Source organism: Streptomyces sp. NPDC014733 (assembly GCF_043083385.1).
Taxonomy (GTDB): domain Bacteria; phylum Actinomycetota; class Actinomycetes; order Streptomycetales; family Streptomycetaceae; genus Streptomyces.
On record NZ_JBIBYO010000007.1, the window covers coordinates 99,915 to 126,305 of the forward strand.

25 protein-coding genes are annotated in these 26,391 nt (G+C 75.2%); 10 read left to right on the top strand and 15 right to left on the bottom strand.

The genetic code is table 11. From position 1 onward, the window contains the following. Complete coding sequence (locus ACF1BH_RS18035) at positions 1 to 483, top strand: Zn-ribbon domain-containing OB-fold protein (RefSeq protein WP_391643454.1); 483 nt, start codon at positions 1 to 3, stop codon at positions 481 to 483. Continuing rightward, entirely contained in the window at positions 480 to 1,283 is an 804-nt protein-coding gene (locus tag ACF1BH_RS18040) for an enoyl-CoA hydratase/isomerase family protein (RefSeq protein WP_391643455.1), read from the top strand. The genes ACF1BH_RS18035 and ACF1BH_RS18040 overlap by 4 nt, the downstream gene beginning before the upstream one ends. Here ACF1BH_RS18040 and ACF1BH_RS18045 read toward each other — a convergent pair. After that, on the bottom strand, positions 1,243 to 1,782 hold the full coding sequence (locus ACF1BH_RS18045; protein ID WP_391643456.1) for a hypothetical protein: 540 nt from the start codon (positions 1,780 to 1,782) through the stop codon (positions 1,243 to 1,245). The two genes, ACF1BH_RS18040 and ACF1BH_RS18045, sit on opposite strands and share 41 nt — an antisense overlap. Positions 1,783 to 2,016: 234 nt before the next feature. Here ACF1BH_RS18045 and ACF1BH_RS18050 point away from each other — a divergent pair, with 234 nt between their 5' ends. Then, positions 2,017 to 3,057 (top strand): hypothetical protein, encoded by a 1,041-nt coding sequence (locus ACF1BH_RS18050; RefSeq protein WP_391643457.1) that lies wholly within the window; start codon positions 2,017 to 2,019, stop codon positions 3,055 to 3,057. 69 nt (positions 3,058 to 3,126) lie between these two features. Here ACF1BH_RS18050 and ACF1BH_RS18055 read toward each other — a convergent pair whose 3' ends face one another. After that, a complete protein-coding gene (locus ACF1BH_RS18055) occupies positions 3,127 to 5,664 on the bottom strand; it encodes a PQQ-binding-like beta-propeller repeat protein (protein WP_391643458.1) in 2,538 nt (845 codons plus the stop codon). A 718-nt stretch (positions 5,665 to 6,382) separates the two neighbouring features. After that, positions 6,383 to 7,183, bottom strand: coding sequence for a VOC family protein (locus ACF1BH_RS18060; protein ID WP_391643459.1), 801 nt, complete (start codon positions 7,181 to 7,183; stop codon positions 6,383 to 6,385). 366 nt (positions 7,184 to 7,549) lie between these two features. Here ACF1BH_RS18060 and ACF1BH_RS18065 point away from each other — a divergent pair, with 366 nt between their 5' ends. Further along, positions 7,550 to 8,197, top strand: a complete 648-nt coding sequence (locus tag ACF1BH_RS18065) for a TetR family transcriptional regulator (RefSeq protein ID WP_030287522.1) — start codon at positions 7,550 to 7,552, stop codon at positions 8,195 to 8,197. Between the two features lie 389 nt (positions 8,198 to 8,586). Here the strand turns inward: ACF1BH_RS18065 and ACF1BH_RS18070 are convergent, their stop codons facing one another. After that, the gene (locus ACF1BH_RS18070; RefSeq protein ID WP_391643460.1) at positions 8,587 to 9,819 is read right to left on the bottom strand and encodes an acyl-CoA dehydrogenase family protein; all 1,233 of its coding nucleotides are present in this window, start codon (positions 9,817 to 9,819) and stop codon (positions 8,587 to 8,589) included. Positions 9,820 to 10,100: 281 nt separating this feature from the next. On the opposite strand from ACF1BH_RS18070, the gene ACF1BH_RS18075 reads away from it, so the two are divergent. Beyond that, positions 10,101 to 11,300 (top strand): acetyl-CoA acetyltransferase, encoded by a 1,200-nt coding sequence (locus tag ACF1BH_RS18075; RefSeq protein WP_391643461.1) that lies wholly within the window; start codon positions 10,101 to 10,103, stop codon positions 11,298 to 11,300. Between the two features lie 39 nt (positions 11,301 to 11,339). Here the strand turns inward: ACF1BH_RS18075 and ACF1BH_RS18080 are convergent, their stop codons facing one another. Next, entirely contained in the window at positions 11,340 to 12,509 is a 1,170-nt protein-coding gene (locus tag ACF1BH_RS18080) for a macrolide family glycosyltransferase (protein WP_391643655.1), read from the bottom strand. Between the two features lie 539 nt (positions 12,510 to 13,048). On the opposite strand from ACF1BH_RS18080, the gene ACF1BH_RS18085 reads away from it, so the two are divergent. Then, positions 13,049 to 13,780 carry a pyridoxal 5'-phosphate synthase gene (locus ACF1BH_RS18085; RefSeq protein WP_391643462.1) on the top strand — a complete coding sequence of 244 codons (732 nt, stop codon included), beginning with the start codon at positions 13,049 to 13,051 and terminating at the stop codon, positions 13,778 to 13,780. Between the two features lie 27 nt (positions 13,781 to 13,807). Here the strand turns inward: ACF1BH_RS18085 and ACF1BH_RS18090 are convergent, their stop codons facing one another. From ACF1BH_RS18090 to ACF1BH_RS18105, 4 genes are all read right to left on the bottom strand, one after another. Beyond that, complete coding sequence (locus ACF1BH_RS18090) at positions 13,808 to 14,689, bottom strand: alpha/beta fold hydrolase (protein ID WP_391643463.1); 882 nt, start codon at positions 14,687 to 14,689, stop codon at positions 13,808 to 13,810. 151 nt (positions 14,690 to 14,840) lie between these two features. Further along, a complete protein-coding gene (locus ACF1BH_RS18095; RefSeq protein WP_391643464.1) occupies positions 14,841 to 15,335 on the bottom strand; it encodes a GNAT family N-acetyltransferase in 495 nt (164 codons plus the stop codon). A gap of 146 nt (positions 15,336 to 15,481) precedes the next feature. After that, positions 15,482 to 15,967, bottom strand: coding sequence for a Zn-ribbon domain-containing OB-fold protein (locus tag ACF1BH_RS18100; protein WP_391643465.1), 486 nt, complete (start codon positions 15,965 to 15,967; stop codon positions 15,482 to 15,484). After that, complete coding sequence (locus ACF1BH_RS18105; protein WP_391643466.1) at positions 15,964 to 16,416, bottom strand: DoxX family protein; 453 nt, start codon at positions 16,414 to 16,416, stop codon at positions 15,964 to 15,966. The genes ACF1BH_RS18100 and ACF1BH_RS18105 overlap by 4 nt, the downstream gene beginning before the upstream one ends. Before the next feature lie 253 nt (positions 16,417 to 16,669). On the opposite strand from ACF1BH_RS18105, the gene ACF1BH_RS18110 reads away from it, so the two are divergent. Together ACF1BH_RS18110 and ACF1BH_RS18115 are read left to right on the top strand one after the other, a co-directional pair. Beyond that, entirely contained in the window at positions 16,670 to 18,919 is a 2,250-nt protein-coding gene (locus ACF1BH_RS18110; protein WP_391643467.1) for an acetate--CoA ligase family protein, read from the top strand. A 157-nt stretch (positions 18,920 to 19,076) separates the two neighbouring features. Continuing rightward, positions 19,077 to 19,958: an enoyl-CoA hydratase/isomerase family protein gene (locus ACF1BH_RS18115; protein WP_391643468.1), complete on the top strand. Its 882-nt coding sequence runs from the start codon at positions 19,077 to 19,079 to the stop codon at positions 19,956 to 19,958. Positions 19,959 to 20,030: 72 nt separating this feature from the next. On the opposite strand, the gene ACF1BH_RS18120 is transcribed toward ACF1BH_RS18115, so the two are convergent. The 3 genes from ACF1BH_RS18120 to ACF1BH_RS18130 form a co-directional block, all read right to left on the bottom strand. Then, a complete protein-coding gene (locus tag ACF1BH_RS18120; RefSeq protein WP_391643469.1) occupies positions 20,031 to 20,228 on the bottom strand; it encodes a hypothetical protein in 198 nt (65 codons plus the stop codon). 101 nt (positions 20,229 to 20,329) lie between these two features. Continuing rightward, positions 20,330 to 20,998 (bottom strand): hypothetical protein, encoded by a 669-nt coding sequence (locus tag ACF1BH_RS18125; RefSeq protein WP_391643470.1) that lies wholly within the window; start codon positions 20,996 to 20,998, stop codon positions 20,330 to 20,332. A gap of 8 nt (positions 20,999 to 21,006) precedes the next feature. Continuing rightward, entirely contained in the window at positions 21,007 to 21,567 is a 561-nt protein-coding gene (locus tag ACF1BH_RS18130; RefSeq protein ID WP_391643471.1) for an RNA polymerase sigma factor, read from the bottom strand. A 225-nt stretch (positions 21,568 to 21,792) separates the two neighbouring features. On the opposite strand from ACF1BH_RS18130, the gene ACF1BH_RS18135 reads away from it, so the two are divergent. Further along, entirely contained in the window at positions 21,793 to 22,425 is a 633-nt protein-coding gene (locus tag ACF1BH_RS18135) for a flavin reductase family protein (RefSeq protein WP_391643472.1), read from the top strand. Between the two features lie 45 nt (positions 22,426 to 22,470). Here the strand turns inward: ACF1BH_RS18135 and ACF1BH_RS18140 are convergent, their stop codons facing one another. Both ACF1BH_RS18140 and ACF1BH_RS18145 read right to left on the bottom strand, forming a co-directional pair. Continuing rightward, positions 22,471 to 23,544: a Zn-dependent alcohol dehydrogenase gene (locus ACF1BH_RS18140; protein ID WP_391643473.1), complete on the bottom strand. Its 1,074-nt coding sequence runs from the start codon at positions 23,542 to 23,544 to the stop codon at positions 22,471 to 22,473. Between the two features lie 142 nt (positions 23,545 to 23,686). Next, positions 23,687 to 24,598, bottom strand: coding sequence for an SDR family oxidoreductase (locus tag ACF1BH_RS18145; RefSeq protein WP_391643474.1), 912 nt, complete (start codon positions 24,596 to 24,598; stop codon positions 23,687 to 23,689). A gap of 96 nt (positions 24,599 to 24,694) precedes the next feature. On the opposite strand from ACF1BH_RS18145, the gene ACF1BH_RS18150 reads away from it, so the two are divergent. Further along, a complete protein-coding gene (locus ACF1BH_RS18150; RefSeq protein ID WP_391643475.1) occupies positions 24,695 to 25,621 on the top strand; it encodes a cyclase family protein in 927 nt (308 codons plus the stop codon). Between the two features lie 68 nt (positions 25,622 to 25,689). Here the strand turns inward: ACF1BH_RS18150 and ACF1BH_RS18155 are convergent, their stop codons facing one another. After that, positions 25,690 to 26,172, bottom strand: coding sequence for an ATP-binding protein (locus ACF1BH_RS18155; protein ID WP_391643476.1), 483 nt, complete (start codon positions 26,170 to 26,172; stop codon positions 25,690 to 25,692). Positions 26,173 to 26,391: the final 219 nt, after the last annotated feature.

Here is a 26,391-nt window from a genome sequence, read left to right on the forward strand (position 1 = left end):
ATGTCACAGAGCGTGACACAACCCACTGACAATCCGGCCGACACCGTCGATGACCTGCTGGTTCCCGTTCCCGACGAGGACGGGGCGCCGTTCTGGGAGTACGCGGCCCGCGGCGAACTGCGCGTCCAGACCTGCACGGAGTGCACCGCTCCGCGCTTCCCCCCGCGGCCCTGCTGCCCGCACTGCCAGTCCTTCGACAGCCACTGGCGCGCGATGTCCGGCCACGGCCGCATCTGGTCGTTCGTCGTCCCGCACCCGCCGCTGCTGCCCGCCTACGCGGCACAGGCGCCGTACAACGCCGTCGTCGTGGAGCTGGCCGACGCGCCCCGTATCCGGCTCGTCGGCAACGTCGTCGCGGACGCCGGGGCCCGGCTGGACTCCGTCGATCCGGCGCGGCTGCGCATCGGCGCCCCCGTACGGGCCGTCTTCCCCGCCCTGTCCGGGGGCGTGACGGTGCCCCGCTGGGTCCTGGAGCGGCCGTGAGCATCCGTACCGAGATCAACGACGGCGTCGCGCTGGTCACCCTCGACCGGCCCGCCCGGCTCAACGCCCTGGACCTGGCGTCCGCCGCCGAACTCGCCGACCTGTGGCGGACGTTCCGCTTCGACGCCTCCGTACGCGCCGCCGTCGTCACCGGGGCCGGCGGCCGGGCCTTCTGCACCGGCATCGACCGCGAGGTCACCGTCCCGCAGCCGCCGTCGCCGTACTCCCTCGACGATCCCCTGCTGTACATCGGGCCGAAAGCCAACGACCTGTGGAAACCGGTGATCGCCGCGGTCGACGGGATGGCCTGCGGCGGCGCCTTCTACCTCCTGGGCGAGGCGGAGTTCATCATCGCCTCGGAGAACTCCACCTTCTTCGACCCGCACACCACCTACGGGATGGTCAGCGCCTACGAGGCGATCCTCATGGCGCAGCGGATGCCCTACGGGGAGGCCGCCCGGATGTGCCTGATGGGCACCGCGGAACGGCTGGACGCCGCCCGCGCCCACCGGACCGGCCTGGTGTCGGAGCTGACCGCCCCGGGCGAGGCGGCCGCGACCGCGCTGCGCCGCGCCGCGGTGCTCGCCGCGCAGCCCACCGACGCCGTCCAGGGCACCGTACGGGCGCTGTGGGCCGCCCACGAGGCGACCCGGGAGCGGGCGCTGGCCCAGGCGCCGCACCTGATCGCGCTGGGCAATCTGCCCCCGGAGCGGCAGGCCCAGCTGTTCGCGGCCCGTGGGCGCACCCCGGGGCGCCCGGTCACATCCGGGACTTCTCCGCCCGCGTCACCTGGCAGGTGAACCAGAAGCGGCCGAACGACGACTGGTTGACGGTGTAGCGGGCGGTGTACGTCTCGGTGGCACCGGGCGCCACCGTGATGCTGCGGGTGTGCCGCCCGTAGCTCGTGCCGTCCGCCGGGCGCGCCTTCATCCAGTCGATCTCCATGTCGTACGAGAAGGTGTCCGACAGGGAGGTGTTGGTCACGCTCACCCGGTAGGTGAACTCGTGCAGCGAGTTGGAGAAGTCGCAGCCGCTGCCGTGCACGTCGGAGCGGCCGTCGGGGTCGTACGTCGCCATCGTCGGGGACGGCGAGTACTCGGGTGAGTAGGTGTCGGTGGGCTCCGCGCCGTACGTCGGGGTCTCCCCCGCGCCCGGGCTCGGGGAGGAGGTGGCGGGGAGCGTGGGGCGGGCATAACTGAACGGGTTGAGCGCTCCGCACCCGCTCACCGTGGCGGCGGTGACCGCCACCAGTACGGCCGCGACCGCGGCCCGTGCGCGCGTACGTGTGCGCTGCTGCATAACGCTGTCCATCCCCCGTGACACCCATGGTTCCGCCGGAAATCCAGGCCGCGCCGCCCGGTGGCCGCCGGGCTTTTGACGCGTGCACGGCACCCTAGCAAGGGGCGGTGACAGGCGGGCGCCATACGCGAAGGTCCGGCCGCCCGGCCGCCGTATCTGCCGAGCGGCCCCGGGCGGGCAGGCGTAGCGTCGGGACCGAGGACATCAGGACGACGCGGAAACGAGGCGACGCCGGTGGTGCGCAACGTATTCGGCTCCCTGATCGCCCTCATCGGAGCGACGGCCGCCGTATGGAGCCCCTTCCGTCCCTGGTACGACGGCCGTCCCGCCCGCGACGTCCGCATCGAGGACCTCTTCGGCGGCATCGGCCGCGCCTCCGCGGAACTCCTCGGCTCCGTCTTCCTGCCGATGGCCGTCGCCGCCCTGCTCACGCTGGTCGGCGTCGCGCTGCGCAGCCGCGCGCTGGTGGCCCTGGCCGGCCTGGTGGTGCTCGGCTTCACCGTCCTGTGGATGGTCCGGCAGGGCCAGGCGGCGGGCAGCCTCACCGCCGGTCCCCGCGGCGGGCTGGGCGACGGGGTGGCGGTCGCGTTCGGCGGCGGCATCCTGCTGCTCCTCGCCGCCCTGGTGATGCGCGGCCGCCACGTCCCGCAGGGCCGCCATGCCCGGGGGCGGTACGACGAGCGGGAGGACCGCCCCGCCCGCGAACGGCGCGGCGCCGGGCAGTACGACGCGCCCTACGACGAGCAGGCATACGGAGGTGAGCCGGGGGCGCGCGGCACGCGGCCCGCGCCGGGTCACGCCCCGTGGGACCCCGGGCGTCCGCCCGCCCAGGAGTGGCGGCCGCCCCCGCCGCCGCCCGGCCCGGTCCCGGAGGACGGCGGGCAGCCCCAGCCGCCCACACCGCCGGTGCGGTGGGCCGAGGAGCTGCGCAGACACCCCGGCGGCAGCCCGCAGGCGGGCACCGAGGAGCCGCACGCCCCCACCGGCGCCCACGCCGCGGAAGGCGCCCCCGCGCACACCACCGGTCCGGCCGAGCCCCCCGGCCCCGCACCCTCCTGGGGCGACTCCCCCGACGCGACCGTCCCGTTCCCCCAGATACGGCCCGACGACCGCGGCGCGGGCCCACCGGGCGGGGCGGCCGGCCCCCTGGACGAGACGGTGCAGCAACCCGCCGTCCGCCCCGGGAAGCCCGGCGTACGCGACGAGGACGCGGCGCCCGGCGGGCCCGATGCGCCGGAGGACGGCCGCCGGGACGAGGGGAACGGCGCCCCGTAGACCGCCCCGGCAGACGCGGCTGCGCCCCGGGGCCCTCCGGTCCCGGGGCGCAGCCGCGTTCCGTCCGGGTCAGACCCGCCGCGCCTGCCCCGTCCCGCGGGCCGCGTCCAGCGCGTACACGCAGCGGTCCTTGCTGCAGGCGTAGACCACGCCGCCGGACGCCACGGGCGTACCGGTGATCTCGCCGCCGGTCGCCAGTTTCCAGCGGAGCTGGCCGCCCATCGCGTCGAGCGTGTAGAGACAGTGGTCGGCGGCGCCGAAGTGGACCCGGCCCTCGGCGACGACCGGGGCGCCGATCACCTCGCCGCCCGCCTGGAACCGCCAGCGCGGGGTGCCGGTGACGGCGTCGAGGGTGTAGAGCGCCTTGCCGCTGCCCAGGTGGACGGCGCCGTGGGCGACCAGCACCGGCTCGGTGGACTGCCGGGGCTCGGTCGCGATCCGCCAGCGGTCCCGGCCGTCGGCCGCGTCCAGGGCGTAGACCGTACCGAGGTAGTCGACCAGATAGACGCCGCCGCCGGTGACGGCCGGGCCCGGGGCGAAGGCCGGCGGGCTCACGAAGACCGCGGGCGCCTCGAAGTGCCAGCGCACCTCGCCACGGGCCAGGTCCACGGCGAGCACCCGCGCGCCCGCGACGACGTACACCATGCCGTCCGGGGCGGGCAGCAGCCGCACCGGGACGCCGCCGCAGGCCGTGGCGTCCCCGACCGGGCAGGCCCAGCGTTCGGCGCCGGTCCGGGCGTCCAGCGCCTTGAGGCGCCCGTCGGCGACGACGAAGACCGTGCCGTCGTGGAGCACCGGGGCGGCCTCGGCGGTCTCGAAGTCGGTCTGGGCGCCGCGGAGCTCCCACCGCAGCTCACCGGTGGCCGCCTCCCACGCCTGGACGCCGCCGCCCCGGGTGCTGGTGACGACCGTGCCGTGCTCCGCGGCGAGGGCGTACACCCAGCCGTCGGTGTTCAGCCGCCAGCGCTCGGTGCCGTCGACGGCGTCCAGCGCGTAGAGCGTGGGGCCGTCGGAGGCGTGGATACGGCCGTCGGCGACCGCCATCGCCCAGGCCACGTCGCGGGTCTTGAACTTCCGCCGCCCGCTGGCCACATCCAGGGCGTGCACCTCGAAGGAGGTGACGTACAGCAGGTCGCCGGCGACGGCCGGGGTGCCCCACACGTCGTTCGACATCCGGAAGCGCCAGGGGCGCCAGCGGTTCGGCTCCGCGCCGGGCGGCTCGGCGGGCGCCGGCGGCTGCTCGGGGCGCGCCGGGGCGCCGTCCGGCAGCGCGGGACGGCTCGCCTGCGCGGGCACACCGGACGCGCCGGCCGGGGGCCGCACCCAGTCCGTCGCGGGGGCGTGGCCGCGCGGCGTCTCCCGGGCGTCGGCCGCGCGCGGGCCCGGCCCTATCGGGGCGGCCGACGTCCCGAGGCGTACGGGCCCGCCGTGGCCGTCCGCCTCGGCGGCGGCCGGAACGTCCTGGGGCGGGGCGACACGGGACGGGGCGGGGTCGGGGCCCGGGGCGGACGGCGGCAGCGGTCCGGCGCCGGTGCGCGGGTCGGCAGCGCGGTGGGCGCCCGGTCCGGCGCCGATCCGGCCCGGCCAGCCGGTGGCGGGGGCGGCCGCCGGGGGCGCGCCCACGGGGCGCGGGGGTGCGTCCTGCGGGGGCCGCGGGGGCTCCGGCGGGCCGGCCGGGGCGCGGGCGGCGGCGCGTCCGGAGCGGCCGCCGCGGCGCCCCTCGATGAGGGCGACCGCGCCGGGCGGCAGCCAGGCGGAGGCGGTGCCGCTGTCGTCCGTACCGGAGCCGAAGAGGTGCGGGGCGAGCTGGGACTGGAGGTCGGCGGGGGACGGCCGGTGGGCCGCCTCCATCTGCATACAGGACTCCATCAGGGGCCGCAGCTCGTCCGGCAGCCCGGTGATGTCGGGGCCCTCGCGCAGCAGCATGAAGACCGTCTCGACGGGGTTGGCACCGTGGAACGGCGCGTGCCCGGTGGCGGCGAAGACGAGGGTGGAGCCGAGGGAGAAGACATCGCTGGCGCCGGTGACGCTGCGGGAGTCGCGGGCCTGCTCGGGCGACATGTAGGCGGGCGTGCCGACGGCGACGTTGGTCATGGTCAGGCGGGTGTTGGAGACACCGGAGGCGATGCCGAAGTCGATGACCCGGGGGCCGTCCTCGACGACGAGGACGTTGGAGGGCTTCAGGTCGCGGTGGACCAGCCCGGCGCCGTGGATGGACTGCAGCGCCTCGGCGATGCCCGCCGCCAGCCAGCGCACCGCCTGCGCGGGCAGCGGTCCGCACTCGTTGACGATCTCCTCCAGGGAGGGCGCCGGTACGTACGCGGTCGCCAGCCACGGCACCGCGGCGCGCGGGTCGGCGTCGACCACCGCCGCGGTGTAGAAGCCGGACACCGCGCGGGCCGCCTCGACCTCGCGCGTGAAGCGGACCCGGAACAGCTGGTCCTCGGCCAGCTCCGTACGCACCGTCTTGATCGCCACGCGCCGGCCGGACGCCGAGCGCGCCAGATAGACCAGTCCCATGCCGCCGGCCCCGAGACGGCCGAGCACCTCGAACGGGCCGATCCGCCGGGGATCGTGCTGCGTCAGCTGCGTCAGCTGCTCCACCACTTGCCTGCCACCTCCCCGTGGGGCGTAAAAGAGACTCTCCAAAGCACCGCGCCGCCGAGAGCCACTGCCCCGTGCAGCGTCTCACCGCTGGCCTGAACGGCCGTATGCGAGCTGATTCTTCCTGGCGAAGGCCCCGGTGGCGAACCCGGGGCCCGCGCGCGGTCGCACCGGGCCACCCCCGCACTACGCGGCGACACCGTCACCCACCGTGAGCAATCCTTGTCTGACGTGCGCCGATACGTCCACCCAAAGGGGTCACCCACCGGCCGCCGACCGCTCCCGCACGGGCCGTCGGGCCGATGCGGGGCCGGGCGGCGGCGCCCTCCGCGGCCTGCCCGTCCCGGTCGGTCGCGCCGGGTGCGGGGCCGGGTGGGCGGTGTCCGGAAACAGACGGTGCGTGCCGGTCTCGGCGCGCCGCCCGTCAGACGGGGGCGACGCTCCGTGACGGGTGGGCCGCCGGTCTCCGCGCGCCGGGGCGGCGGGCCCGGGGCACCCCCCGGGCGGGGCGGCGGACCCGGGGGCGTACGGCACCGCCCGCCGGCCGTGCCGTGCCCGGTGCCGGTCGCCGCGCCGCCGGTCGTGGCGCCGTCCGCGCGGCGCCCTCGCGCCGCCGATCCCTGCTGGTCATGCGTTCCCCGTCGTCGCCCGCCCCGGCCCGTCTCCGGTCCCGCCGGGCGGTCCTGCCGTTCCCTCTGCCGTGCTGTTCATGCCGTACCCGTCAATTCTGCGGTCTCGCGGGCTGTTTCGGGGCCATCACACCGAACGTGGCGCCCTGATTGTCGCGGAGGACCGCGAACGGCCCCCCGCAGGAGGAGTGCGGTCCGCCCAGGACGGTTCCGCCGAGGGCGGTGGCGGCGCGCACCGCCTCGTCCATCGCGTCCACCAGGAAGCAGACGGTGAAGTGGGCGGGTACGTCTTCGGCGCCGGGCAGCTCGGGGCCGATGGTGACGCGGCAGCCGATCTCACGGTCCGCGCCGGTCAGCCGCCACGGCAGGACACCGGGCCGCGCCCTCGGGCTGCGTGGGACGCCGACGAAGCCGAAGACCTCGGCGTAGAAGGCGTCGGCGGTGTGCGGGAGGCGGGTGTTGAGGCCCGTCCAGACGTAGCTGCCGGGCTCGCCGGAGATCTCGAAGCCGCGGTGCGTCCCGGCCTGCCAGGCGCTGAAGACCGCGCCGCCCGGGTCGGTGGCGACCAGCAGCATCCCGAGGTCGCCGACGGGCATCGGAGAGCAGACGATCCGGCCGCCGGAGCGGAGGACGGTCTGTTCGGTGCGGGCGGCATCGGGGGTGGCGAAGGAAATGCCCCAGGAAACGGGCATCGACGGGTCCGGCCGCGGCATGAGCGCGGCGGCTTTCCGGCCGTCGCGGAAGGCAACGGTATAGCCGCCGAATTCTTCGGCGCCTTCGTCGAAGGTCCAGCCGAAGAGCTCCCCGTAGAAACGCTTTCCGGCATCGAGATCGGGGAGCATCACCTCCACCCAGCAGGGCGCGCCCTCCGGGAATGCCGTCATCGCCGTCATAGGTGCACGCTAGCGGTGTTCGGCGGCGGCCGCCCGACAGGAATTCGAACGTATGCGTCACCCGTGGAGACGGGCACACTCAACCGCGCCCCGGGGTACGGGACTTACCCTGCAGTTGTCCACCGAACTTGTCCACAGGCTGTTGATAAGAGGATTCGCCGGTTCGGGTCAATCGTCGCACCCGGGGGCCGCCGCGCCACCGCCCGGGAACCGCCCGCACCACCCGCACTCCGGGGGCGGCGGCTTCCGCGGGTCCGTGGCATCATGCCGCGCCGGAATCAACCGGGACCGAATATCCCGAACTCCCCCATCCCCATTTGCAGGCAGCCAAATCGCGCTCCGATCCCCCCTCGGTAAGCTGACGGCATGACAGGACAAGTGCGAACCGTCGACGGCAGAGTTGCCGGCCGCCGCGGGCAGGCGACGCGGCAGAAGCTTCTCGACTGCCTCAGTGAAATGCTCAGTTCATCCCCGTACCGGGATGTGAAGGTCATTGACGTGGCCCGAAAAGCGGGCACTTCACCCGCTACGTTCTATCAGTACTTCCCCGACGTGGAGGGCGCCGTCCTCGAAATCGCCGATGGGATGGCGAAAGAGGGCGCGGAACTCACCGATCTCGTCGCCGGGCGTTCCTGGGTCGGAAAGTCCGGCTGGGCGGCGGCGGAGGAGCTGGTGGACGGCTTCCTCTCGTTCTGGCGCCGCAACGACGCGATTCTGCGCGTCGTCGATCTGGGCGCCGCCGAGGGCGACAAGCGGTTCTACAAGATCCGCATGAAGATCCTCAATGCCGTGACGAACTCGCTCACGGAATCCATCGAGGAGCTGCAGAGCCGCAACAAGGTCGACAAGGAGGTGAGCGCGGCGGCCATGGCCGGTTCGATCGTGGCCATGCTGGCGGCCGTCGCCGGACATCAGAAGGGATTCCAGAGCTGGGGCGTCAAACAGGCCGAACTGAAGCCGAATCTCGCGCTGTTGGTGCATTTCGGCGTCACCGGAAAGAAGCCCACGAAGTAAACCGGGCAGCCGCCCACCGGCCGGCCCCGCTCCCCGGGCCCGCCCGCGGACGCCCGTACGGATCACCCCCCGGCGCCGACGCAGCCGCCGGGAGTGCCGCACCGGCCCGCCGCGCCCCCACGGCGCCACCCCCACCGCAGACCCGCCCCGGGTCCGCCGATCCCCCCACCCATGTCCCCGCCGCCGGGCCCCCGCCCGGCGCCGTTCCCCCCTTGCCCCGCGCCGTCCGCGGCCGGCTCCGCTCCGGCCGGACGAGCCCGCTCCGCCGCCCGGTCCGCGCCCGGCAGACGACGCCCGGCGGCCGGCACGCCGGGGCGCCCCGCCGGCGATGACCTACGGCGCGGCGCGCGCGAACACCCGCCGCACCAGGGCCCGCCCCCGCACTCCGCTCATCTGACACCCGCCACGGCCGCCGCGCTCCCCTCGGGCGGCCCGCTCCGCTCGCGCTCCCCGGTGGCGAACAGCCCCGCCTCCTCCGCCGCCCGCTCCCGCAGCCGGTGCACGGGGCCCAGCAGCAGCTCGTCGCCGGCCGCCCGCCGCGCGTACGCCGCCCCGTCGTCCCCGGGTGGCGCGACGTGGGCCGCCACCGCCCGCTGCGTCCGGAGCGCCTGGGCCAGCGCCAGCGCGCCGGCGCCCGGTTCGGCGGAGCCGGCGGCGCCGTACGCGGCGGCGCGGACCGCCCGGACGGCGGCGTGCAGCTCCGCGACGCGCGCCCCGTCGCCCGCCGGGGCGCGCCCGTCCCGCACCCGGGCGGCGGCGCGGCTCAGCACCGCCGCGGCCGCACCGGCCGTCTCCGCCGCCAGCGCCGCGGCGGCGGCCGCACCGACGGCGGCGAGCGCGGCCGTCTCCGGCGTCCCTCCGACGACCGGACCGGCCTCCTCCGCACCGAGCAGCTCCGCCTCGACCTGGCGGAGTTCGAGGCGGGCGCAGGGCCGTTCGCCGGGGGCCGTGGGCAGCGCGATCCGGCGCAGGCCCGGCGCCCCGGCGCGCACCAGGAAGAGGCGGGTGCGGCTGCGGGCGAAGCCGCCGGTGTGCGCGGCGACCAGCAGGAGTCCGGCGGTGTGCCCGTCGGGGACCCGCCCCGCCTCGCCGTAGAGCAGCCACCGGCCGCCGTCCTCCGGGGTCCGTCCGGGGCCGCCGGGGACCTTGCGCGCCTGGAGGCCGCCGGCGCGGCCGCCGCCCGCCCAGTCGCCGCCGTTCGGGCCGGTCAGCGCGAGGGCGGTACCCAGCTGACCTGCGGGGACGACGGTGGCGCAGGTCAGCTCCCCGGCGGCGCAGCGCGGCAGCAGGGCGGCGCGCTGCCGCTCGGTGCCGAGGGCGAGGATCAGGGGCGCGGTGAGCACGGCGGTGGCGAACAGCGGCGACGGCCGCAGCGTCCGGCCCGTCTCCTCGCAGGCCACCGCGAGCAGGACGGGCCCGCCGCCGGCCCCGCCGTACGCGGCCGGGAGGCCGGCCCCGGCCGGCCCGGCGTGCTCCGCGAGCCGCCGCCACTCGTCCTCCGGGGTCTCCGGTCCGGGGCCCGCGGCTCCGTCCTCGCCCGGTTCGCCGTCCGGGCCGCCGCGCAACCGGGCACGGAGGGTGCGGCGGAACTCTTCCTGTTCCTCGGTGGTCGCGACGTCCATCGGCGGGCTCCTCCCGGCCGTGCGGCAACGCCCCTCCGTACGGCGGCGGGCGCCCGGACCCGTGGCCCGGCGCGGCCCCCGCGTACCGGCGGGCCGGCCCTCGCGGAATCTGACGGCTCGTCATAGTAAGGACGGGGTCCGGACTTTCCTAGGCCCTGTCGCCAACTGGCACCGACACCCGAAGGGCCTCACGAGAGAGCACCCCCAGGGGTGCCACCCGCCCCCTGCGGGCCCCCTTCATCCCCTGCCCCGTACTCCATATCTGATGTACCGTCAGATTCATGACGCCGTCAGGGAACCCCTACGGGAAGCGCAAGGTCGCCGTCGCCGGAGTCGCACTGTCCGACTGCGGGCGGGTGGACGACGCCACCCCGTACGCACTGCACGCCCAGGCCGCGCGCCGGGCGCTGGCCGACAGCGGACTCGCACGCGAGGACATCGACGGATTCGCCTCGGCCGGGCTCGGCACCCTCGCCCCGGTCGAGGTCGCGGAGTATCTGGGACTCCGTCCCACCTGGGTGGATTCGACATCGGTGGGCGGCTCCACCTGGGAGGTGATGGCCGCCCACGCCGCCGACGCCATCGCCGCCGGCCACGCCCGCGCGGTTCTGCTGGTCTACGGTTCCACCGCCCGCGCCGACCTCAAGGCCCGGCGCCGCACCGCCAACCTCTCGTTCGGCTCCCGCGGCCCCCTCCAGTTCGAGGTCCCCTACGGGCACACCCTGATCGCCAAGTACGCCATGGCCGCCCGTCGCCACATGCACCAGTACGGCACGACGCCGGAGCAGCTGGCCGAGGTCGCCGTCCAGGCGCGGGCCAACGCGGCCACCAACCCGGACGCCCTCTACCGGGACCCGATCACCGTCGACGAGGTGCTGGCCGGGCCGGTGATCGCCGACCCGTTCACCAAACTGCACTGCTGCATCCGCTCGGACGGCGGCTGCGCCGTCCTGCTGGTCGCCGAGGACCTCGTACCGGACCTCGCCGCGCCCCCGGTGTGGGTGCTCGGCTCCGGTACCGCCGTCTCCCACACCACGATGTCCGAGTGGGAGGACTTCACCGTCTCCCCCGCCGCCGTCTCCGGCCGCCTCGCCTTCGCGCGCGCCGGTGTCCGCCCCGACGAGATCGAGATCGCCCAGCTCTACGACGCCTTCACCTACATGACCCTGGTGACGCTGGAGGACCTGGGCTTCTGCGCGAAGGGGGAGGGCGGCGCGTTCGTCGGAGGGGGACGGCTGCTGCGGGACGGCGCGCTGCCCGTCAACACCGACGGCGGCGGCCTGTCGGCCTGCCACCCCGGGATGCGCGGGCTGTTCCTGCTGGTCGAGGCCGTACGGCAACTGCGCGGCACGGCCGGTGAGGGCCGCCAGGTCCACCGGCCCGACGGTGCCGGAGGTGCCCGCCCGCCACGGCTGGCGGCCGTCTCCGGCACCGGAGGGTGGTTCTGCTCGTCGGGGACGGTGGTGCTGGGGGCGGGCTAGCCACGGAGGGCGCCGGGCCCGGGGCCCGGCGCCCCGGTCTCAGCCCTTGGCGGCCGTGATCCGCTCCAGCCGCTCCTCGATCAGATCGGCGGCGCGCGGGGCACCGCCCGCCGCCCGGGATTCGGCGCGGAGCTCGGCCACGCGGTCGGCCAGCCCAGGCGCGGCCAGCAGCTCCCGCACCGCCGTGCGCAGCGCGTCGGCCGTCGCATCGCTGGTGTCGAGGCGGCGGGCGACGCCCAGTTCGACGAGGCGGTCGGCGTTCATGAACTGCTCGGCGCCCTGCGGCACCGTGATCATCGGCACCCCGCACGCCAGCGCCTCCGTGCAGCTGCCCATCCCGGCGTGGGTGATGAACAGGTCCGCCTGCTCCAGGATCGCCAACTGCGGTACCCACGAACGGACTTCGACGTTCCCGGGCACCTCGCCCAGCTCCGCTGGATCGACGTAGCGGCCGATCTGGAGCACCACATGCCAGCCGGGCAGCTCCCCGAACGCCGCGATGCACTGCCGGTAGAACTCCGGCCGGCGCGTGTACGCACTGCCCAGCGAGATCAGCATCACCTTCTCGGCGCCGGCCGGACGCTGCCAGCTCTCGCGCTCCACGCGCCCCCGTGAGCAGGAACCGACGAACGTGACCCGGTCGGGGTCGACCCGGTCGGCGTGCGGCTGCATGGCCCGCGGGATCGTCGCCAGCGCCCGCCGGGGCCAACCGCTGAACTCCGCCACGTCCAGAGTGGTCGCACCGGACTCCGCCAGCCACGCCGCGAACCGCGCCGTGTACTCCTCGGCGCCCGCCAGCGCGGCGAACACGTCGCCCATCTCCTCCTGCGCGCCCGCCCAGCCGACGAAGGTCGGCGAGAGCTGGATGATCTCCCGGCCCTGCGCCTCGGCCAGCGCCCGGCCCGCGTACGCGCCGACGTCGTGGAGGTAGAGGTCCGCGGGGTCGGCGTCGTAGACCGGCCGCAGCTGCGGAAGGACCTCGACGGCCTCGTCGAGGAAGAGCGACGCGGCGGCCACCGGGTCGTCCGGCCAGACGTTGGTGGCCACCGGAAGCACCGAGGTGTGGCGGACGAACTCGGCGCCGGTGGAGCGGATCAGCTCCGCGGCGTGATCGGAGTTGGCGTAGGTGACGCGGTGTCCGCGCGCCACCAACTCACGGATGATCTCCAGGCCGGGCAGCACATGGCTGACCATCGGCGTCCCGATCATCGCCACATGCGCACGCCCCCGGACGGGCGCATCGGCCCCCGGCGGCACCAGCGCCGGTGTACGGGACGGGGTGTGCGGGCGCGGGGTGGTGTTGTCAGGCATGACAGTCCTCTGCTCGATCTACGAATACGGGGTGCCGTGAGCGGGCTGCCGCGAAGAACGGGGCGCCATGACGGCACGCGGACGGGGCCCACGTCCCCGGGTACGTCGGAGCGGCAGTGGTCCCGGACGCCTTCAGACGTCCGCGGTTCCGGGCGCAACGGGGCGACCACGGTCCCGGCCGCGGTGCGGGCACGGGAACGACGCGGCGCGAACCGGCACAGGAGCCGGTGGGCCGGGGGCGGGGCGGGGGCGGGCGCAGGCGCCCGGCCTGATCAGCCGTAGATCTGGAAGAAATGCATGCGAGGACGGTAACGGAGCAACGGGCGGCGGCGCCAAGGGTTTTCCGGGCGGCGGGGCGTGCGGCGGTCCGGGCGGCCCGTCACGTCCACGGCCCATGTGCCCCGGGTCCCCCGCCACCCGCCCGTACCCTGCCCGCCATGGCCGAAGACTCCATGACACCGGGCCGGGACGCCGCCGAGGCATCCGCGCCGTCCCCCGACGCCCCGCACGACGAGGACCACGCCTTCCGCGCGCTGCTGCGCGGGCTGCGGGTCTGGGACCATCCGCTGCCGTCGTTCGACGCCTCGCGGGCGCCGGACGCGCCGCTGCCGCTCTTCCGCCGCTGGCTGCGCGAGGCCGCCGAGGCCGGACAGCCCGAGCCGCACACCATGACCCTGGCCACCGCGAACGCCGCCGGGGACCCGTCCGTACGCATCGTGATGCTGCACGACGCCGACGAGCGGGGCTGGCACTTCGGCTCCCACCGGGGCAGCCGCAAGGGGCGCGAACTGGCGGCCCGGCCCCGCGCCGCGCTGCTCTTCTACTGGGCGGCGGTCGGCCGTCAGGTCCGGATCGAGGGGACGGTGACGGAGGCCGGGCCCGGGGAGAGCGCCGCCGCGCTGCACCGGCGGTCCACCGGTTCGCTGGCCGCGGCGCTGGTCGGGCGGCAGAGCGAGGTGCTCGGCTCGGCCGCCGAACTGGACCGCGCCGCCGACGCCGCCTGGGACCGCGCGGTCCGCGAACCGGACGCCCCGGTACCCGACTGGACCCGCTACACCCTCCGCGCGGACACCGCCGAGTTCTTCCAGGGCGACGCCCGGCGCCGCCACGTACGCCTCAACTACCGCGAGGACGGCGGCGCCTGGCGGCGGGAGCTGCTCTGGCCGTAGCCGGGCGCGCGCTCCGGCGGGGTGGCTTCAGGCCGTGTGGCGGGCCATCGCGTCGACGAGGCCGGGCCAGAGCGGGCGCGGCCGGTCGTGGCCCATGTCGGGGACGAGCAGCAGCTCGGCGCCGGGCACCAGCTCCGCGGTGCGGCGGCCGCCGCTGGGGTCGATCAGCGTGTCGTCCAGGCCGTGGATCACCAGCGTCGGCACCCGCAGCCCGCGGAGCGCATCCGCGCGGGAGCCGTCGAGGACCATCGCGCCCATCTGCCGGGCGACACCACCGGGGTGGTGGCCGCGGTCGTAGCTCTCGGCGGCCAGCTGCCGCAGCTCCGCGGCGTCGCCGTACTTCTTGGAGGCCCACACCAGCTCGCGCTCGGCCGCGGCGATATATCCCTCCCGGTCGGTGGGGCGCGGGCCGAACAGCCCCGCCCGGGCCTCCGGGGTGGAGCGGCCGTACTCCGGCTCGCCGGTCGTGGACATCATCGACGTCAGGCTCAGCACCCGCTCCGGCCGGGTCAGCGCCATCCGTTGCGCGATCATTCCGCCCATGGAGGCGCCGACGACATGGGCGCGTTCGATGCCCAACGCGGTGAGCAGCGCGAACCCGTCGTCGGCCATGTCGGTGAGCCGGTACGGCACCATCGCGAGGGCGGCGGCGTGGTCCCCCGCCTTGACGGTCTCGATGAACCGGGCCATGTCGACGGGGTGGTCGTCGAAGATGGTCGACCGCCCGCAGTCGCGGTTGTCGAACCGGATCACGTAGCGCCCGCGGTCCGCGAGCGCCCGGCAGAGGTCCTCGTGCCAGGCGATCATCTGCGCGCCGAGGCCCATCACGAGCAGCACGGGGGCGTCATCGGGATCGCCGAAGCACTCGTGGGCGAGGGAGATTCCGGGCGCTACGTCGAGGGTCGGCATAGCGGCAGTCTGCCGGAACGGGACGCGGGAGCCCAGCCCTTTCCGTGCGCCTCCCGCCCCGGCCCGGGGCCGCGCGGCGCAAAGGCCCGGGGCCCGCGTCCGGCCGCGGCCCGGGGTGCGTCCGGCCGCGGCCGCGCCGCTCACCGGACCGTCACAGCTCCTGGAACATGATGTGCAGCCCCACATAGCCCTTGGCCGGATGGCGGAAGCCCTCCGGGAGGGTGGCCAGGATCCGGAAGCCGAGCGAGCGCCACAGGGCCACGGCGCCGGTGTTGGTCTCCACCACCGCGTTGAACTGCATCGCGCGGTACCCCTCGGCGCGCGCCCACTCCAGGACGTGCTCGCCCAGGGCCCGTCCGACGCCCCGGCCGCCGTGGCCCGGGTCCACCATGAAGCTGGCACCGGCGATGTGGTCGGCGGCGCCCATGTGGTTGGGGTTCATCTTCGCCGAGCCGAGGACCGTGCCCGCCTCGTCGACGGCGACGACGGTCCGCCCCGGCGGCCGCAGCAGCCACAGCTCCCGCGCGCTCGCCTCGTCGATGTCGCGCGGGTAGGTGTACGTCTCACCGGCGGCGACGATCGGACGGAAGAACGCCCAGACGGCGGGCCAGTCGGCCGCGGTGGCTTCTCGGATCTGGATATGCATCGCCACAGGATGCCCGCGCCCGCGGCGCCGCTCCACCGACTTTTCCCGCGCCGGGGGCGGCGCCCGCACCGGGCGCGGCGGACCGGGCCGGGGGCGGCGGACCGGGCCGGGGGCGGCGGACCGGGCCGGCCGACGCGCCGGGCGCCTCAGGTCTCGGCCCCCTCCGCCGGCCGGAACACCGGAACGACGACGTCCGCCCCCTCCCCGGACGCCCCCGCCCCCTCCCCCGGCCCGATGGGCCGGAACGCGACCCGCAGCGCCATCCCGATACGCAGCCCGGCCGCCGGGCAGTCGACGACCTGGGTCATCATCCGGGGCCCCTCGGCGAGATCCACCACGGCGGCGACGTACGGGACGCGCTCGCCGAACGGCGGCAGGTCGTTGCGGTGCACCACCGACCAGGTGTAGAGCGTGGCGCGGCCGCCGGCCTGCTCCCAGACCACGTCCTCGCTCCAGCAGCGCGGGCAGAACTCCCGCGGGTAGTGGTGTACGGCGCCGCACCCCTCGGCCCGGCAGCGGCGCAGCAGCAGCCGTCCGGCCGCGGCCGCCTCCCAGTACGGGCGGGTGAACGCATCGGTCTCCGGCAGATCGAACCGGGCCGCGCTCCGCCCCTTCGCCGTCCCGCCCGTCACCGGAACAGCCCCAGCGCCGCGTCCAGCGACCAGGTCTGGCCGCACATCGCGAAGAGGCCGACCAGCGAGATCAGCGCCATCATGCCGTTCTGCCCCTGCTCCGCCCAGTCGTGGATCATCAAGACCAGGTAGAGGAGGTTGAGCAGCGCCCCGCCGACCAGGGCCACCGGGGTGAGGAAGCCGAGCACCAGCCCGAGCCCGAGTGCCAGTTCCGCGTACACGACGACGTACGCCATCGTCTTCGGGTACGGCCGGACCACCGCGTCGAACCCCCGCCGCACCGCACGCCAGCGGTGCTTGGCGGCGACGTCGGCGGCCCAGGCGATGCCGGTGCCACGCGCGCACCACGCCTTCTTGTCCTTGTGCCGCCAGCTCTCCAGCCACCACAGGCCGAGGCCGATACGGAGCACGGCGAGCCATTCGGCCCCGCCGAGCCAGATCGTCTGCATCGCGCGTGTCCTCCTTCGAAGAGCCCCGGGAGCTACTTCTGACGCCACGTCAGTTATGGCCGTGGCCAGTTCAACCGATCCGGACGCGGACGCGCAAGGGGCCGGAGCAAGGCGGGAGTTGCACCCTGGCGCCATGCGAATCGGTCACCGGAACCTTTCCCGTGCAGCCCCATTCCTGACAGACCGTCAGTTCCAGTAATCTGACCGCGCGTCAGCACGGAGAGCCGCCGTCACAGAGGAGCGGGCGACTGCGATGCTTGGATCGACTCACGGCACCCTCAGCACTCACTCCCGCCCGGCCCGCGTCGTGGCCTGCGGGGAGCAACCACCCCACACCGCACACGGCACGGTCACCCCGGCCGGCGACGGACACCCCGGGCCCGCGGCCGACCTCGATGTCAGCGGCCGGCCGCTGTCCGCGGCCGTGCCCGACCTGGACCGCTTCTTCCGGCCCGCGTCGGTGGCGGTCGTCGGCGCGTCCGACAGCGCGGGCCGCCCCAACACCGGCATCACCCGGCAGCTGATCGCCTGGGCCGATCGCGTCGGCGCCCGGCTGCACCCGGTGAACCCCGGACGGCGCACGGTCTTCGGCCGCGACTGCCATCCGACCGTCGCCGACCTCCCCGGACCGGTCGACCTCGCGGTCCTGCTCGTCGCCGACCCGGTGCCGGTCATCGAGCAACTGCCCGCGGCCGGGGTGCGGTTCGCGGTGGCGTTCGCCTCCGGCTTCGCCGAGACGGGTGCGGACGGCGCCGCCGCACAGGAACGCCTCGCGGACGCCGTCCGGCGCTCCGGCGTCCGGCTGCTCGGGCCGAACACCAACCTCAACGCCTTCGAGTCGTTCCGCGACGACCTCGACGGGCCGGCGATCGCCCTGATCACCCAGTCAGGCCACCAGGGCCGCCCGGTCTTCGCCCTCCAGGAGCTGGGCATCCGCCTCACGCACTGGGCCCCGACCGGCAACGAGGCCGATCTGGAGACCGCCGACTTCCTCTCCTATTTCGCCTCCCGTCCCGAGGTCGGCGCCATCGCCGCGTATGTGGAAGGGCTGAAGGACGGCCGCAGCTTCCTGCTCGCCGCCGACCACGCCGCCCGCGCCGGCGTACCGGTCGTCGCCGTGAAGGTCGGCCGTACGGAGACCGGCGCCCGCACCGCCGCCTCCCACACCGGCAAACTCACCGGGGCGGACGGCGTCGTCGACGCGGCGATGCGGCAGTTCGGCGTCATCCGGGTGGACGGGCTGGACGAACTGCAGGACACCGCGGCGCTGCTGGCCCGGGCCCGTGAGCCGCTCGCCGAGGGCGTCGCGGTCTATTCGATCTCGGGGGGCACCGGCGCCCACTTCGCGGACCTGGCGACCGCCGCGGGGCTCCGGTTGCCCGTGCTCTCCGACGCCAAACAGGCCGAACTGCACCAGTGGATACCCGACTACCTGAACGTCGCCAACCCGATCGACAACGGCGGCCACCCGGTCGGTGACGAGCGCGGACCGAAGATCATCGACGCGATCCTCGACGACCCGTCCGTCGGCGTGCTGATCTGCCCGATCACCGGGCCGTTCCCGCCGATGAGCGACAAACTCGCCCGGGACCTCGTGGCCGCCGCCGAACGCACCGACAAGCTGGTGTGCGTGGTGTGGGGCTCGCCCGTCGGCACCGAGGAGGCGTACCGCTCCACGCTGCTGGGCTCCTCGCGGGTGGCGACCTTCCGCACCTTCGGCAACTGTGTCACGGCCGTCCGTGCCTACCTCGGCCACCACCGCTTCACGGCCGGCTACCGCTCCCCCTTCGACGACGCCCCGCGCACCCTCTCGCCGTCCGCCCGCAAGGCCCGCGCCCTGCTGCGCCCGGGCACCCAGCTCAGCGAACACGCCGCGAAGCAGCTGCTGCGGGCGTACGGCATCCGCGTACCGCGCGAGCAGTTGGTGACCAGCGCCGCGGCGGCGGTGCGGGCGGCGAGCCTGGTCGGCTACCCCGTCGTCATGAAGGCGTCCGGGCCTCAGCTGGCGCACAAGAGCGAACTGGGCCTGGTCAAGGTGGGGCTGACCTCCGCCAGCCAGGTCCGCGACGCCTATCGCGAGCTGACCGAGATCGCCCGCTGCGAGGGCGTGCCGCTGGACGGGGTGCTGGTCTGCCAGATGATCGAGCGGGGCGTCGAGATGGTCGTGGGCGTCACCCGGGACAGCCTTTTCGGGCCGACGGTGACCGTCGGGCTCGGCGGGGTGCTGGTGGAGGTGTTGCAGGACGTCGCGGTCGGGGTGCCGCCCTTCGGGGAGGAGCAGGCCCGCGCGATGCTCGGCGAACTGCGCGGCCATGCCCTGCTGGAGGGCGTCCGGGGCGCGCCGCCGGCGGACGTCGACGCGCTGGTGGAGGTGGTGCTGCGGGTCCAGCGGATGGCGCTCGAACTCGACGGCGGCCTCGCCGAGCTGGACATCAACCCGCTCGTGGTGCTGCCCCGGGGACAGGGCGCGGTGGCACTGGACGCGCTCGCCGTCTGCCACTGACCGGCCCTGCGCCCGCCCGCACCGCACCGGCGCACACCCACCGCTGCCGGACCGCGCACCGCCCGGCCGGCCCGGCCCCGCGCCCCGTCCCGCGCCCGGCCACCACCGGAGCAGCACCGGCAGCCACCGCACCCACGCACCCAGGAGCCACGCCCCCATGACCTCCACCCCCTTCTCCGCCGAATCCCCCGAATCCCCGGATTCCTCCGGCACCGCCGATGCGTCCCCCGCGGCGGCCGGCGCCTCGGATTCCTTGATACTGCACACCACTGACAACGGCGTCGCCACGCTCACCCTCAACCGGCCCGAGGCCCATAACGCCCTCACCCCTGACCAGCGCGAACGCCTCATCGACCGGCTCGCGGAAGCCTCCGCCGACCCGGACGTACGGGCCGTGCTGATCACCGCGCGGGGCAAGGGGTTCTGCGCCGGGGCGGACCTGCGGGCTCCTCGCGCGGCCGGGTCCGGGGAGCGGGTGGCCGGGGACGTGGCGCGGCTCATCCGGGGTGGCGCGCAGCGGCTCGTCGGGGCGGTGCTGGACTGCGAGAAGCCGGTGCTCGCGGCCGTCAACGGCACCGCCGCCGGGCTCGGCGCGCATCTGGCGTTCGCCTGCGATCTGGTGCTCGCCGCCGAATCGGCGCGGTTCATCGAGGTGTTCGTCCGCCGCGGTCTGGTGCCGGACGGCGGCGGCGCCTATCTGCTGCCGCGACTGGTCGGACCGCAGCGGGCGAAGGAGCTGATGTTCTTCGGCGACGCGCTGCCCGCCGCGGACGCCGCGCGGCTGGGCCTGGTCAACCGGGTGGTCCCCGACGACGAGCTGCCGCAGCGCGCCCGGGAGTGGGCCGACCGGCTGGCCGCCGCCCCCACCAGGGCGCTCGCCTTCACCAAACAGCTGGTCAACGCGTCCCTGGACGGCGACCGCGGTGCGGCGTTCGCCGCCGAGGCCACCGCCCAGGAGCTGACCATGACCACGGCGGACGCCCAGGAGGGCGTCGCCGCGTTCGTGGACCGCCGCACCCCCGTCTACCGGGGACGCTGACGCACCAAGGGGCGTCTTCTCGCTCTTCGCGGGGCCGTGACGCCTGCCCGGCGAAGAGCGGAAAGACGCCCCCTACCGGGTGCGCTGGGCCGGGACCCGCGGCACGGTGGGGCCCGGCGGCCCCTCCCCCGGCGGCCCCGGCTGGGCCGGAACCACCCGGTCCACGGCGGCCGGCGCGCCGTCGCCGTCCGTCGACGACGCGGTGACCGCGCCCGCCGCGCCCAGCAGTCCGACGGTGAGGACCCCGGCGCCGACGGCTCCGTTGAACATGGCTCGTACCTTCATCGCTGCTCTCCCGTGCAGTGCGGACCCGGTATCCCTCATACGGCCGGGCCTCCCGATCCGTATGACACCGCCCTGGGTGAGCCGTGTCACAGCTTGCTCTCCTGCGCGGTGCACACCGGCACCTCGCGGGTGTTGCGGGTCCGCACCCCGGGCAGCCAGCCCTCCACGCCCCGCGCCGCCCTGACGCGGTACCAGCGGGTGGAGGTCAGGCCCTGCTCGTCGCGGACCATGACGCCGTCGGTGACCACGCAGCGGGCCGCCAGGACGTCGCCGTGCCAGACCCGGCCGGCGGCGTTGTCGCGGTCGGCGTAGCGCCGGTACGGGTCCTTGGCCAGCCGCAGCGCACACTCCAGCGTGTGGCTGCCGCGGCAGACCGGCTCGGTGTTGTAGACCGCCACCGGGACGGTCGGGGGCGCGGCCGGACGCGGTGGCGCGGCACCGGGGCGCACCGCCCACCACACGCCCGGCGCCACCGCCGCCACCGCCGCGGCGACCACGAACGCCGTCGCGTACGGCCGGCGGCGGCGCAGCGCGCGCGGCGCCGTACGACGCTCCGGCGGGGTCTCCCGGACGCGCGCCCACAGCCCCGGGGGCGCCTCGATCGCCTCGTCGGCGCGGCGCAACCGCTCCCGCAGCAGCGCCACCGCGTCCGTACCGCCGTCGCCCGGCCCGCCCGTGCGGCCCGGCCCACCGCCCGGCCCGCCCCCGTGGGCGTCCCCGGCGTCCGTGTCGTCGTGCGGGCGTCCCGTGTCCACCGTGCCGTTCACCTCCCCGCCCGTCCCCGGGCCGATTCAACGAGGTGGGCGCGGAGCCTGTCCAGGGCGCGGGCCCGGTGCCGGGCGGCCGTTCCGCGGTGCACCTTCAAGATCTTGGCGGCCTGGTCGAGGGTGTAGCCGTCGAGGTCGACGAGGATGACGATGCCCGCCTGCCGGTGGGTGAGCAGGCCCAGCATGCGCACCGCCTCCAGCTCGGCGTGGCGGCGCTCCAGCCCGCCGTCCCACCCCGCGGAGTCCGCCGGGGCGGCCTCCTCCCCGAAGCCTTCGACGGCGTCGACCAGCACCTGCCGGCCGTTCCTGCGGTACGCGTCGCGGGCGATGTTGAGCGCGGTGGTGAACGCATAGGCGTACGGCTCCGGATGGGCGAGGAAGCGCTGGGGGCGCTGCGCGAGCTTGAGGTAGGTCTCGTGCACCACGTCCTCCGCGGAGTGGCGCGAGCCCGCCAGCATCACGGCGCGCCGGTAGAGGCGCGGCAGCAGCCCGCAGAAGACGTCGTCGAAGGTCGGTGATGCGGCGGACGCGGCAGATGACGGCATCACATCGGCCATGTACCGGAACCCTCCCCCGTTACTCGGTCACGGTCGCGGCCGGGGTGGACGCTACCCGCACGGTGGGCAGCAAATCAGGCCGTCGTGGGCCGTCGTCCGAAAATGCCCGGCGTTCGGCACCCCGGGTCCGCCAAACCACCCGTGAGGGTCAACTCCCTTTTCCGCAGCACCTCATGGCGCCCCGGAACGCTTCACATCTGACGAAGCGTCAGCTTCAATGAAGCCATGATGGGACATGCGGGAATGGCGGCCGCGGCCGTCCGCTATCTGCGTTCGACCGGCGTCACGACCGCGGCACACGCGCCGGCCACCGCGCCCCGGCGACCGCTGCGGGCGGTCCGCGACGGTGAGCGCGCACCGTGCGATCCGGCCGCCTTCCGCGCCGCCCTCGGGCACTTCGCCAGCGGCGTCACCGTGATCACCGCGCCCGCCCCGGCGGAGGGCGGCGCCGGGCCGGCCGGTTTCGCCTGCCAGTCCTTCGCCTCGCTCTCCCTGGACCCGCCGCTGGTGACGTTCATGGTCGCCCGTACGTCGACGACCTGGCCGCGGATCGCGCGCGCCGGGGTCTTCTGCGTCAACGTGCTGGGCGCCGGGCAGGGCGCGCTGTGCCGGGCGTTCGCGGTCAGCGGGGCCGACAAGTTCGCCGGAGTACGGCACACGCCCGCGCCGGTGACCGGCGCGCCCCGTCTCGACGCCGTACCGGCCTGGATCGACTGCACCGTCCACGCGGTGCACACCGGCGGCGACCATCTCATCGTCGTCGGCCGGGTCGAGGCCCTGGGGACGGAGCCGGCAGCGGCGGCCGAGGGACCGCTCCTCTTCCACCGCGGGGCCTTCGGGACCTTCCGGGAGGCGTGAGCGCGGGGGCGCGGAGCCGGCCGGCCCGCGCCCCCGCCGCGCGCGTCACTCCGGGAAGACCAGCACCCCGCGCGCCACCCGCCCGTGGTGGGCGTCGTCCGCCGCCCGGGCGAACTCCTCCACCGGGTAGACCGCGCTGACCAGCTCGTCGAGGAGGAGCCGACCCTCGCGGTAGAGGCGGGCGTAGAGGGCGATGTCCCGCTGCGGACGGGCGGAGCCGTAGCGGCAGCCCAGGATCGCCTTGTCGAGATACATCGACGACACCAGGAACGACGCCTCGGCGGTGGCGGGCGGGACACCCAGCAGCACCGCCTGGCCGTGCCGGTCGAGCAGGTCCACCGCCTGCCGGATGAGGCGGGTGGAGCCCACGCACTCGAAGGCGTGGTCGGCGCCGGTCGGCAGCACCGCCTTCACCGCCTTGACGCTGTCGGGCACCGCGGAGGCGTCGATGAAGTGCGTGGCGCCGAACTGCCGGGCCATCGCCTCCTTCGCCGGGTTGGCGTCCACCGCGACGATCACCGAGGCGCCGGCGAGCCGGGCGCCCTGGAGGACGTTGAGGCCGATGCCGCCCGCGCCGATGACCACCACCGAGTCGCCGCGGTCCACCTTGGCGCGGTTGAGCACCGCGCCGACGCCGGTCAGCACCGAGCAGCCGATGAGCGCCGCGGACGCCGCCGGAACGTTCGGGGAGATCTTCACCGCCTGGACCGCCTTGACGACGGTGCGCTCCGCGAACGCCGAGTTCGACGCGAACTGGTACAGCGGCGCGCCCCGCCACCGGAACGGCGTGCCCGGCATCCCGATCGCCTTGCGGCACATCGTCGGCCGCCCCCGGTCACACTCCGCGCAGGCGCCGCAGTTGGCCAGCGTGGACAGCGCCACCTGGTCCCCCGGCTCGACATGGCCGACGCCCGGACCGACCGCCTCGACGACCCCGGCGCCCTCGTGCCCGAGGACCAGCGGCGCCGGGTAGGGGATCGTGCCGTCGATGACCGAGAGGTCGCTGTGGCACAGCCCGGCCGCCCGGACGGCCACCAGCACCTCACCGGGCCCGGGGTCGCGCACCTCCAGGTCGTCGACGACCCGGGGCTTCTCACCGTCGAAGATGACGCCTCTCATCACAACCTCCGTGGATCGGCCGCCCGGACCGGGGCGGGGACGGGGCGGTACGGACAGGGCGGGCGGCGGCGGACGCACGGCCGCGGGGCGGCGGGCGCGCCGCCCGCCGCCCCGCGCGTGCCGCCCCGCACACGTACCGGCCTCAGCTGTTGGGCCGCTCCCCCTTGGCCGCCGCGGCCGCCATCGCCTCCAGTTGCGCCAGCATCGGCATCGGGTCCGTGCCGACCGTCCCCGGCAGGGACTCGGCCAGTTTCTCCGGGGTCCAGCCGTCAGCGCTGTAGGCGGCGCGCACCTCGCGGGGCTGCGCCCAGAGGGCGATCTTGGGACCGGCGACGGTGTAGACCTGCCCGGTGATCCGCTGCTCCCGGGCCCGGTCGCTGAGCAGGTAGACGACGAACGCGGCGACGTCCTCGGGCTCGCCGATCTCGGTCAGCTCCATGGGCACGTTCGCCGACATCCGGGTGCGTGCGACGGGCGCCACCGCGTTGGCGGTCACGCCGTACTTGTGCAGCCCCAGCGCGGCGCTGCGCACCAGCGAGATGATGCCGCCCTTCGCCGAGGCGTAGTTGGCCTGCGCCACGCTGCCCTGGTGGTTGCCGCTGGTGAAGCCGATGAGGGTGCCGGAGCGCTGCTTGCGCATGACGGCGGAGGCGGCACGGAAGAGGGTGAAGGTGCCCTTGAGGTGGGTGGCGACCACCGGGTCCCACTCCTCCTCGGCCATGTTGAAGAGCATCCGCTCCCGCAGGATCCCGGCGACACAGACCACGCCGTCGATCCGCCCGTAGCGCTCCAGCGCGGTGTCCACGATCCGCTGTCCGCCGGCCATCGTGGCGACGTCGTCGGCGACCGCGACCGCCTCGCCGCCCGCCGCGGCGATCTCCTTCACGACCGCCGCCGCGACCTCGCTGCTCGGCTCGCCGCCCTCGACGGAGACGCCGTAGTCGTTGACGACGACCCGGGCGCCGTGGGCGGCGCAGGCGAGGGCGACCGCCCGGCCGATGCCGCGCCCCGCCCCCGTGACGGCGATCACCTTGCCGGCCAAGAAGTTGCCCATGCCGCGCCCCTCCCAAAGTTTCTGACGGATCGTTAGATTTTTGAGCAGTCCCGGGACGAACACAAGACCCCGGGCCGAACCCGACCGGGAGGGCCCGTGCCGCTGCCGCAGGAATTCCACGACCTCGCCCGCCAGGTGAACAACTGGGGCCGCTGGGGGCCGGACGACGAGATCGGCACCCTCAACCTGATCACCGAGGAGACCGTCCGGGGCGCCGCCGCGGAGGTCCGCGACGGCCACCGCATCCCGCTCGCGCTGCCGCTGCACCACGACGGCGTCCAGACCGGCGCGATCCCCGGCCGGATCAACCCGCTGCACACCATGACCGCCGTCAACCAGGAGCTGTTCGGCCCGGACACCGTCGCCACCTCGGACGACGTGGTCACCATGGGGCTCCAGGCCGGCACCCACTGGGACGGGCTGACGCACGTCTCGCACTCCGGGCGGCTCTACAACGGGCGCCCCGCCGGCGCCGTCACCGCCCACGCCGGGGCCACCGTCCTCGGCGTCGAGAAGCTGCCGCCCGTCGTCTCCCGCGGCGTCCTGCTGGACGTGGCCCGCGCCCACGGCACCGACCGGCTGCCCGACGGCCACGCCGTCACCCCCGAAGACCTGGACGCCGCCGAGGAGTTGGCGGGCGTCCGGGTCCGGGCGGGCGACGTGGTGCTGGTCCGCACCGGGCAGATCCGGCGCTTCCTGGCGGGCGAGCGGGCGGCGTACGCGTTCCCGTCGCCGGGGCTGTCGGTGCGTACCCCGCGGTGGTTCCACGCGCGGGACGTGGCGGCGGTCGCCAACGACACCCTGACGTTCGAGATCTTCCCGCCGGAGATCGAGGGGCTGTGGATGCCGGTGCATGCGCTGCACCTCGTGGAGATGGGCATGCTCCAGGGCCAGAACTGGAATCTGGAGGAGCTGTCGGCGACCTGCGCGGAGCTGGGGCGCCACGCCTTCCTGCTCTCCGCCGTCGCCGAACCCTTCACCGGCGGCGCGGGCGCCCCCGTGGCCCCCGTCGCCCTGCTCTGACCGGCCCGGCGCACGCCGGAACGACGGACCGCCGCCCACCCGGGCCACGGCCCGCGGGCGGCCCGGCGTCAGACGGCGTGGTGCGTGACGCGGTAGGCGGAGCCGGGCGCGTACGAGGCGTCCCGGCCCTCCGGGGCGAACGGCAGCGGCCGGGCGCGGTCCACCTCGCACCAGATGCGCTTGCCGGCGCCCTCCGGCTGCCAGCCCCAGCGGTCGGCGAGCCCGTCGACCAGCTCCAGGCCCCGGCCGTGGGTGTCGTCGCCGTCGGCGTGCCGGGGGCGCGGCGGGCGGGCGCTGGAATCGGCGACCTCCACCCGCACCGTCCCCACCACGGCGCCGGAACCGGAGAAGCACATGCGCAGCACGGCGCCGGTGCCCGTGTGGACCACGGCGTTGGTGACCAGCTCCGAGATCAGCAGGATCAGCGTCTCGGACAGCGGTTCGTCGACGCCTATCCCCGACCCGGCCAGCCGCGACCTGGCCCACCGCCGGGCCCGCCCCACCTCAGCGGGGTCGGGGCGTACCTCCAACTGCACCTGAAGCACCTGCACCGCTCACACCATCCGAACCGGCGGAAACTTCGCCTTGCGCCTCCACGAGGTCACGGTGCGTGACCTCATCGACTCCCAGCATGGTTGACGTTCTGTCACGGCAACAAGCGCTTCGGGCATATTCCAGCGCAAGGGAGTATGCGTGTTGCATACTGTGCGACGCACTTTTTCGGGGAGTCGAACACGCGGAAACCGACCTCCGCGCCCAGTGCGAGGGCG

Bases quoted from the DNA above. Each gene is read 5' to 3' on its own strand.
- ACF1BH_RS18035 (WP_391643454.1), top strand. From the start codon at position 1: ATGTCACAGAGCGTGACACAACCCACTGACAATCCGGCCGACACCGTC.
- ACF1BH_RS18045 (WP_391643456.1), bottom strand. From the start codon at position 1,782: ATGCAGCAGCGCACACGTACGCGCGCACGGGCCGCGGTCGCGGCCGTA.
- ACF1BH_RS18060 (WP_391643459.1), bottom strand. From the start codon at position 7,183: ATGACGGCGATGACGGCATTCCCGGAGGGCGCGCCCTGCTGGGTGGAG.
- ACF1BH_RS18065 (WP_030287522.1), top strand. From the start codon at position 7,550: ATGACAGGACAAGTGCGAACCGTCGACGGCAGAGTTGCCGGCCGCCGC.
- ACF1BH_RS18070 (WP_391643460.1), bottom strand. From the start codon at position 9,819: ATGGACGTCGCGACCACCGAGGAACAGGAAGAGTTCCGCCGCACCCTC.
- ACF1BH_RS18075 (WP_391643461.1), top strand. From the start codon at position 10,101: ATGACGCCGTCAGGGAACCCCTACGGGAAGCGCAAGGTCGCCGTCGCC.
- ACF1BH_RS18080 (WP_391643655.1), bottom strand. From the start codon at position 12,509: ATGATCGGGACGCCGATGGTCAGCCATGTGCTGCCCGGCCTGGAGATC.
- ACF1BH_RS18085 (WP_391643462.1), top strand. From the start codon at position 13,049: ATGGCCGAAGACTCCATGACACCGGGCCGGGACGCCGCCGAGGCATCC.
- ACF1BH_RS18090 (WP_391643463.1), bottom strand. From the start codon at position 14,689: ATGCCGACCCTCGACGTAGCGCCCGGAATCTCCCTCGCCCACGAGTGC.
- ACF1BH_RS18095 (WP_391643464.1), bottom strand. From the start codon at position 15,335: ATGCATATCCAGATCCGAGAAGCCACCGCGGCCGACTGGCCCGCCGTC.
- ACF1BH_RS18105 (WP_391643466.1), bottom strand. From the start codon at position 16,416: ATGCAGACGATCTGGCTCGGCGGGGCCGAATGGCTCGCCGTGCTCCGT.
- ACF1BH_RS18110 (WP_391643467.1), top strand. From the start codon at position 16,670: ATGCTTGGATCGACTCACGGCACCCTCAGCACTCACTCCCGCCCGGCC.
- ACF1BH_RS18115 (WP_391643468.1), top strand. From the start codon at position 19,077: ATGACCTCCACCCCCTTCTCCGCCGAATCCCCCGAATCCCCGGATTCC.
- ACF1BH_RS18120 (WP_391643469.1), bottom strand. From the start codon at position 20,228: ATGTTCAACGGAGCCGTCGGCGCCGGGGTCCTCACCGTCGGACTGCTG.
- ACF1BH_RS18130 (WP_391643471.1), bottom strand. From the start codon at position 21,567: ATGGCCGATGTGATGCCGTCATCTGCCGCGTCCGCCGCATCACCGACC.
- ACF1BH_RS18135 (WP_391643472.1), top strand. From the start codon at position 21,793: ATGATGGGACATGCGGGAATGGCGGCCGCGGCCGTCCGCTATCTGCGT.
- ACF1BH_RS18140 (WP_391643473.1), bottom strand. From the start codon at position 23,544: ATGAGAGGCGTCATCTTCGACGGTGAGAAGCCCCGGGTCGTCGACGAC.
- ACF1BH_RS18145 (WP_391643474.1), bottom strand. From the start codon at position 24,598: ATGGGCAACTTCTTGGCCGGCAAGGTGATCGCCGTCACGGGGGCGGGG.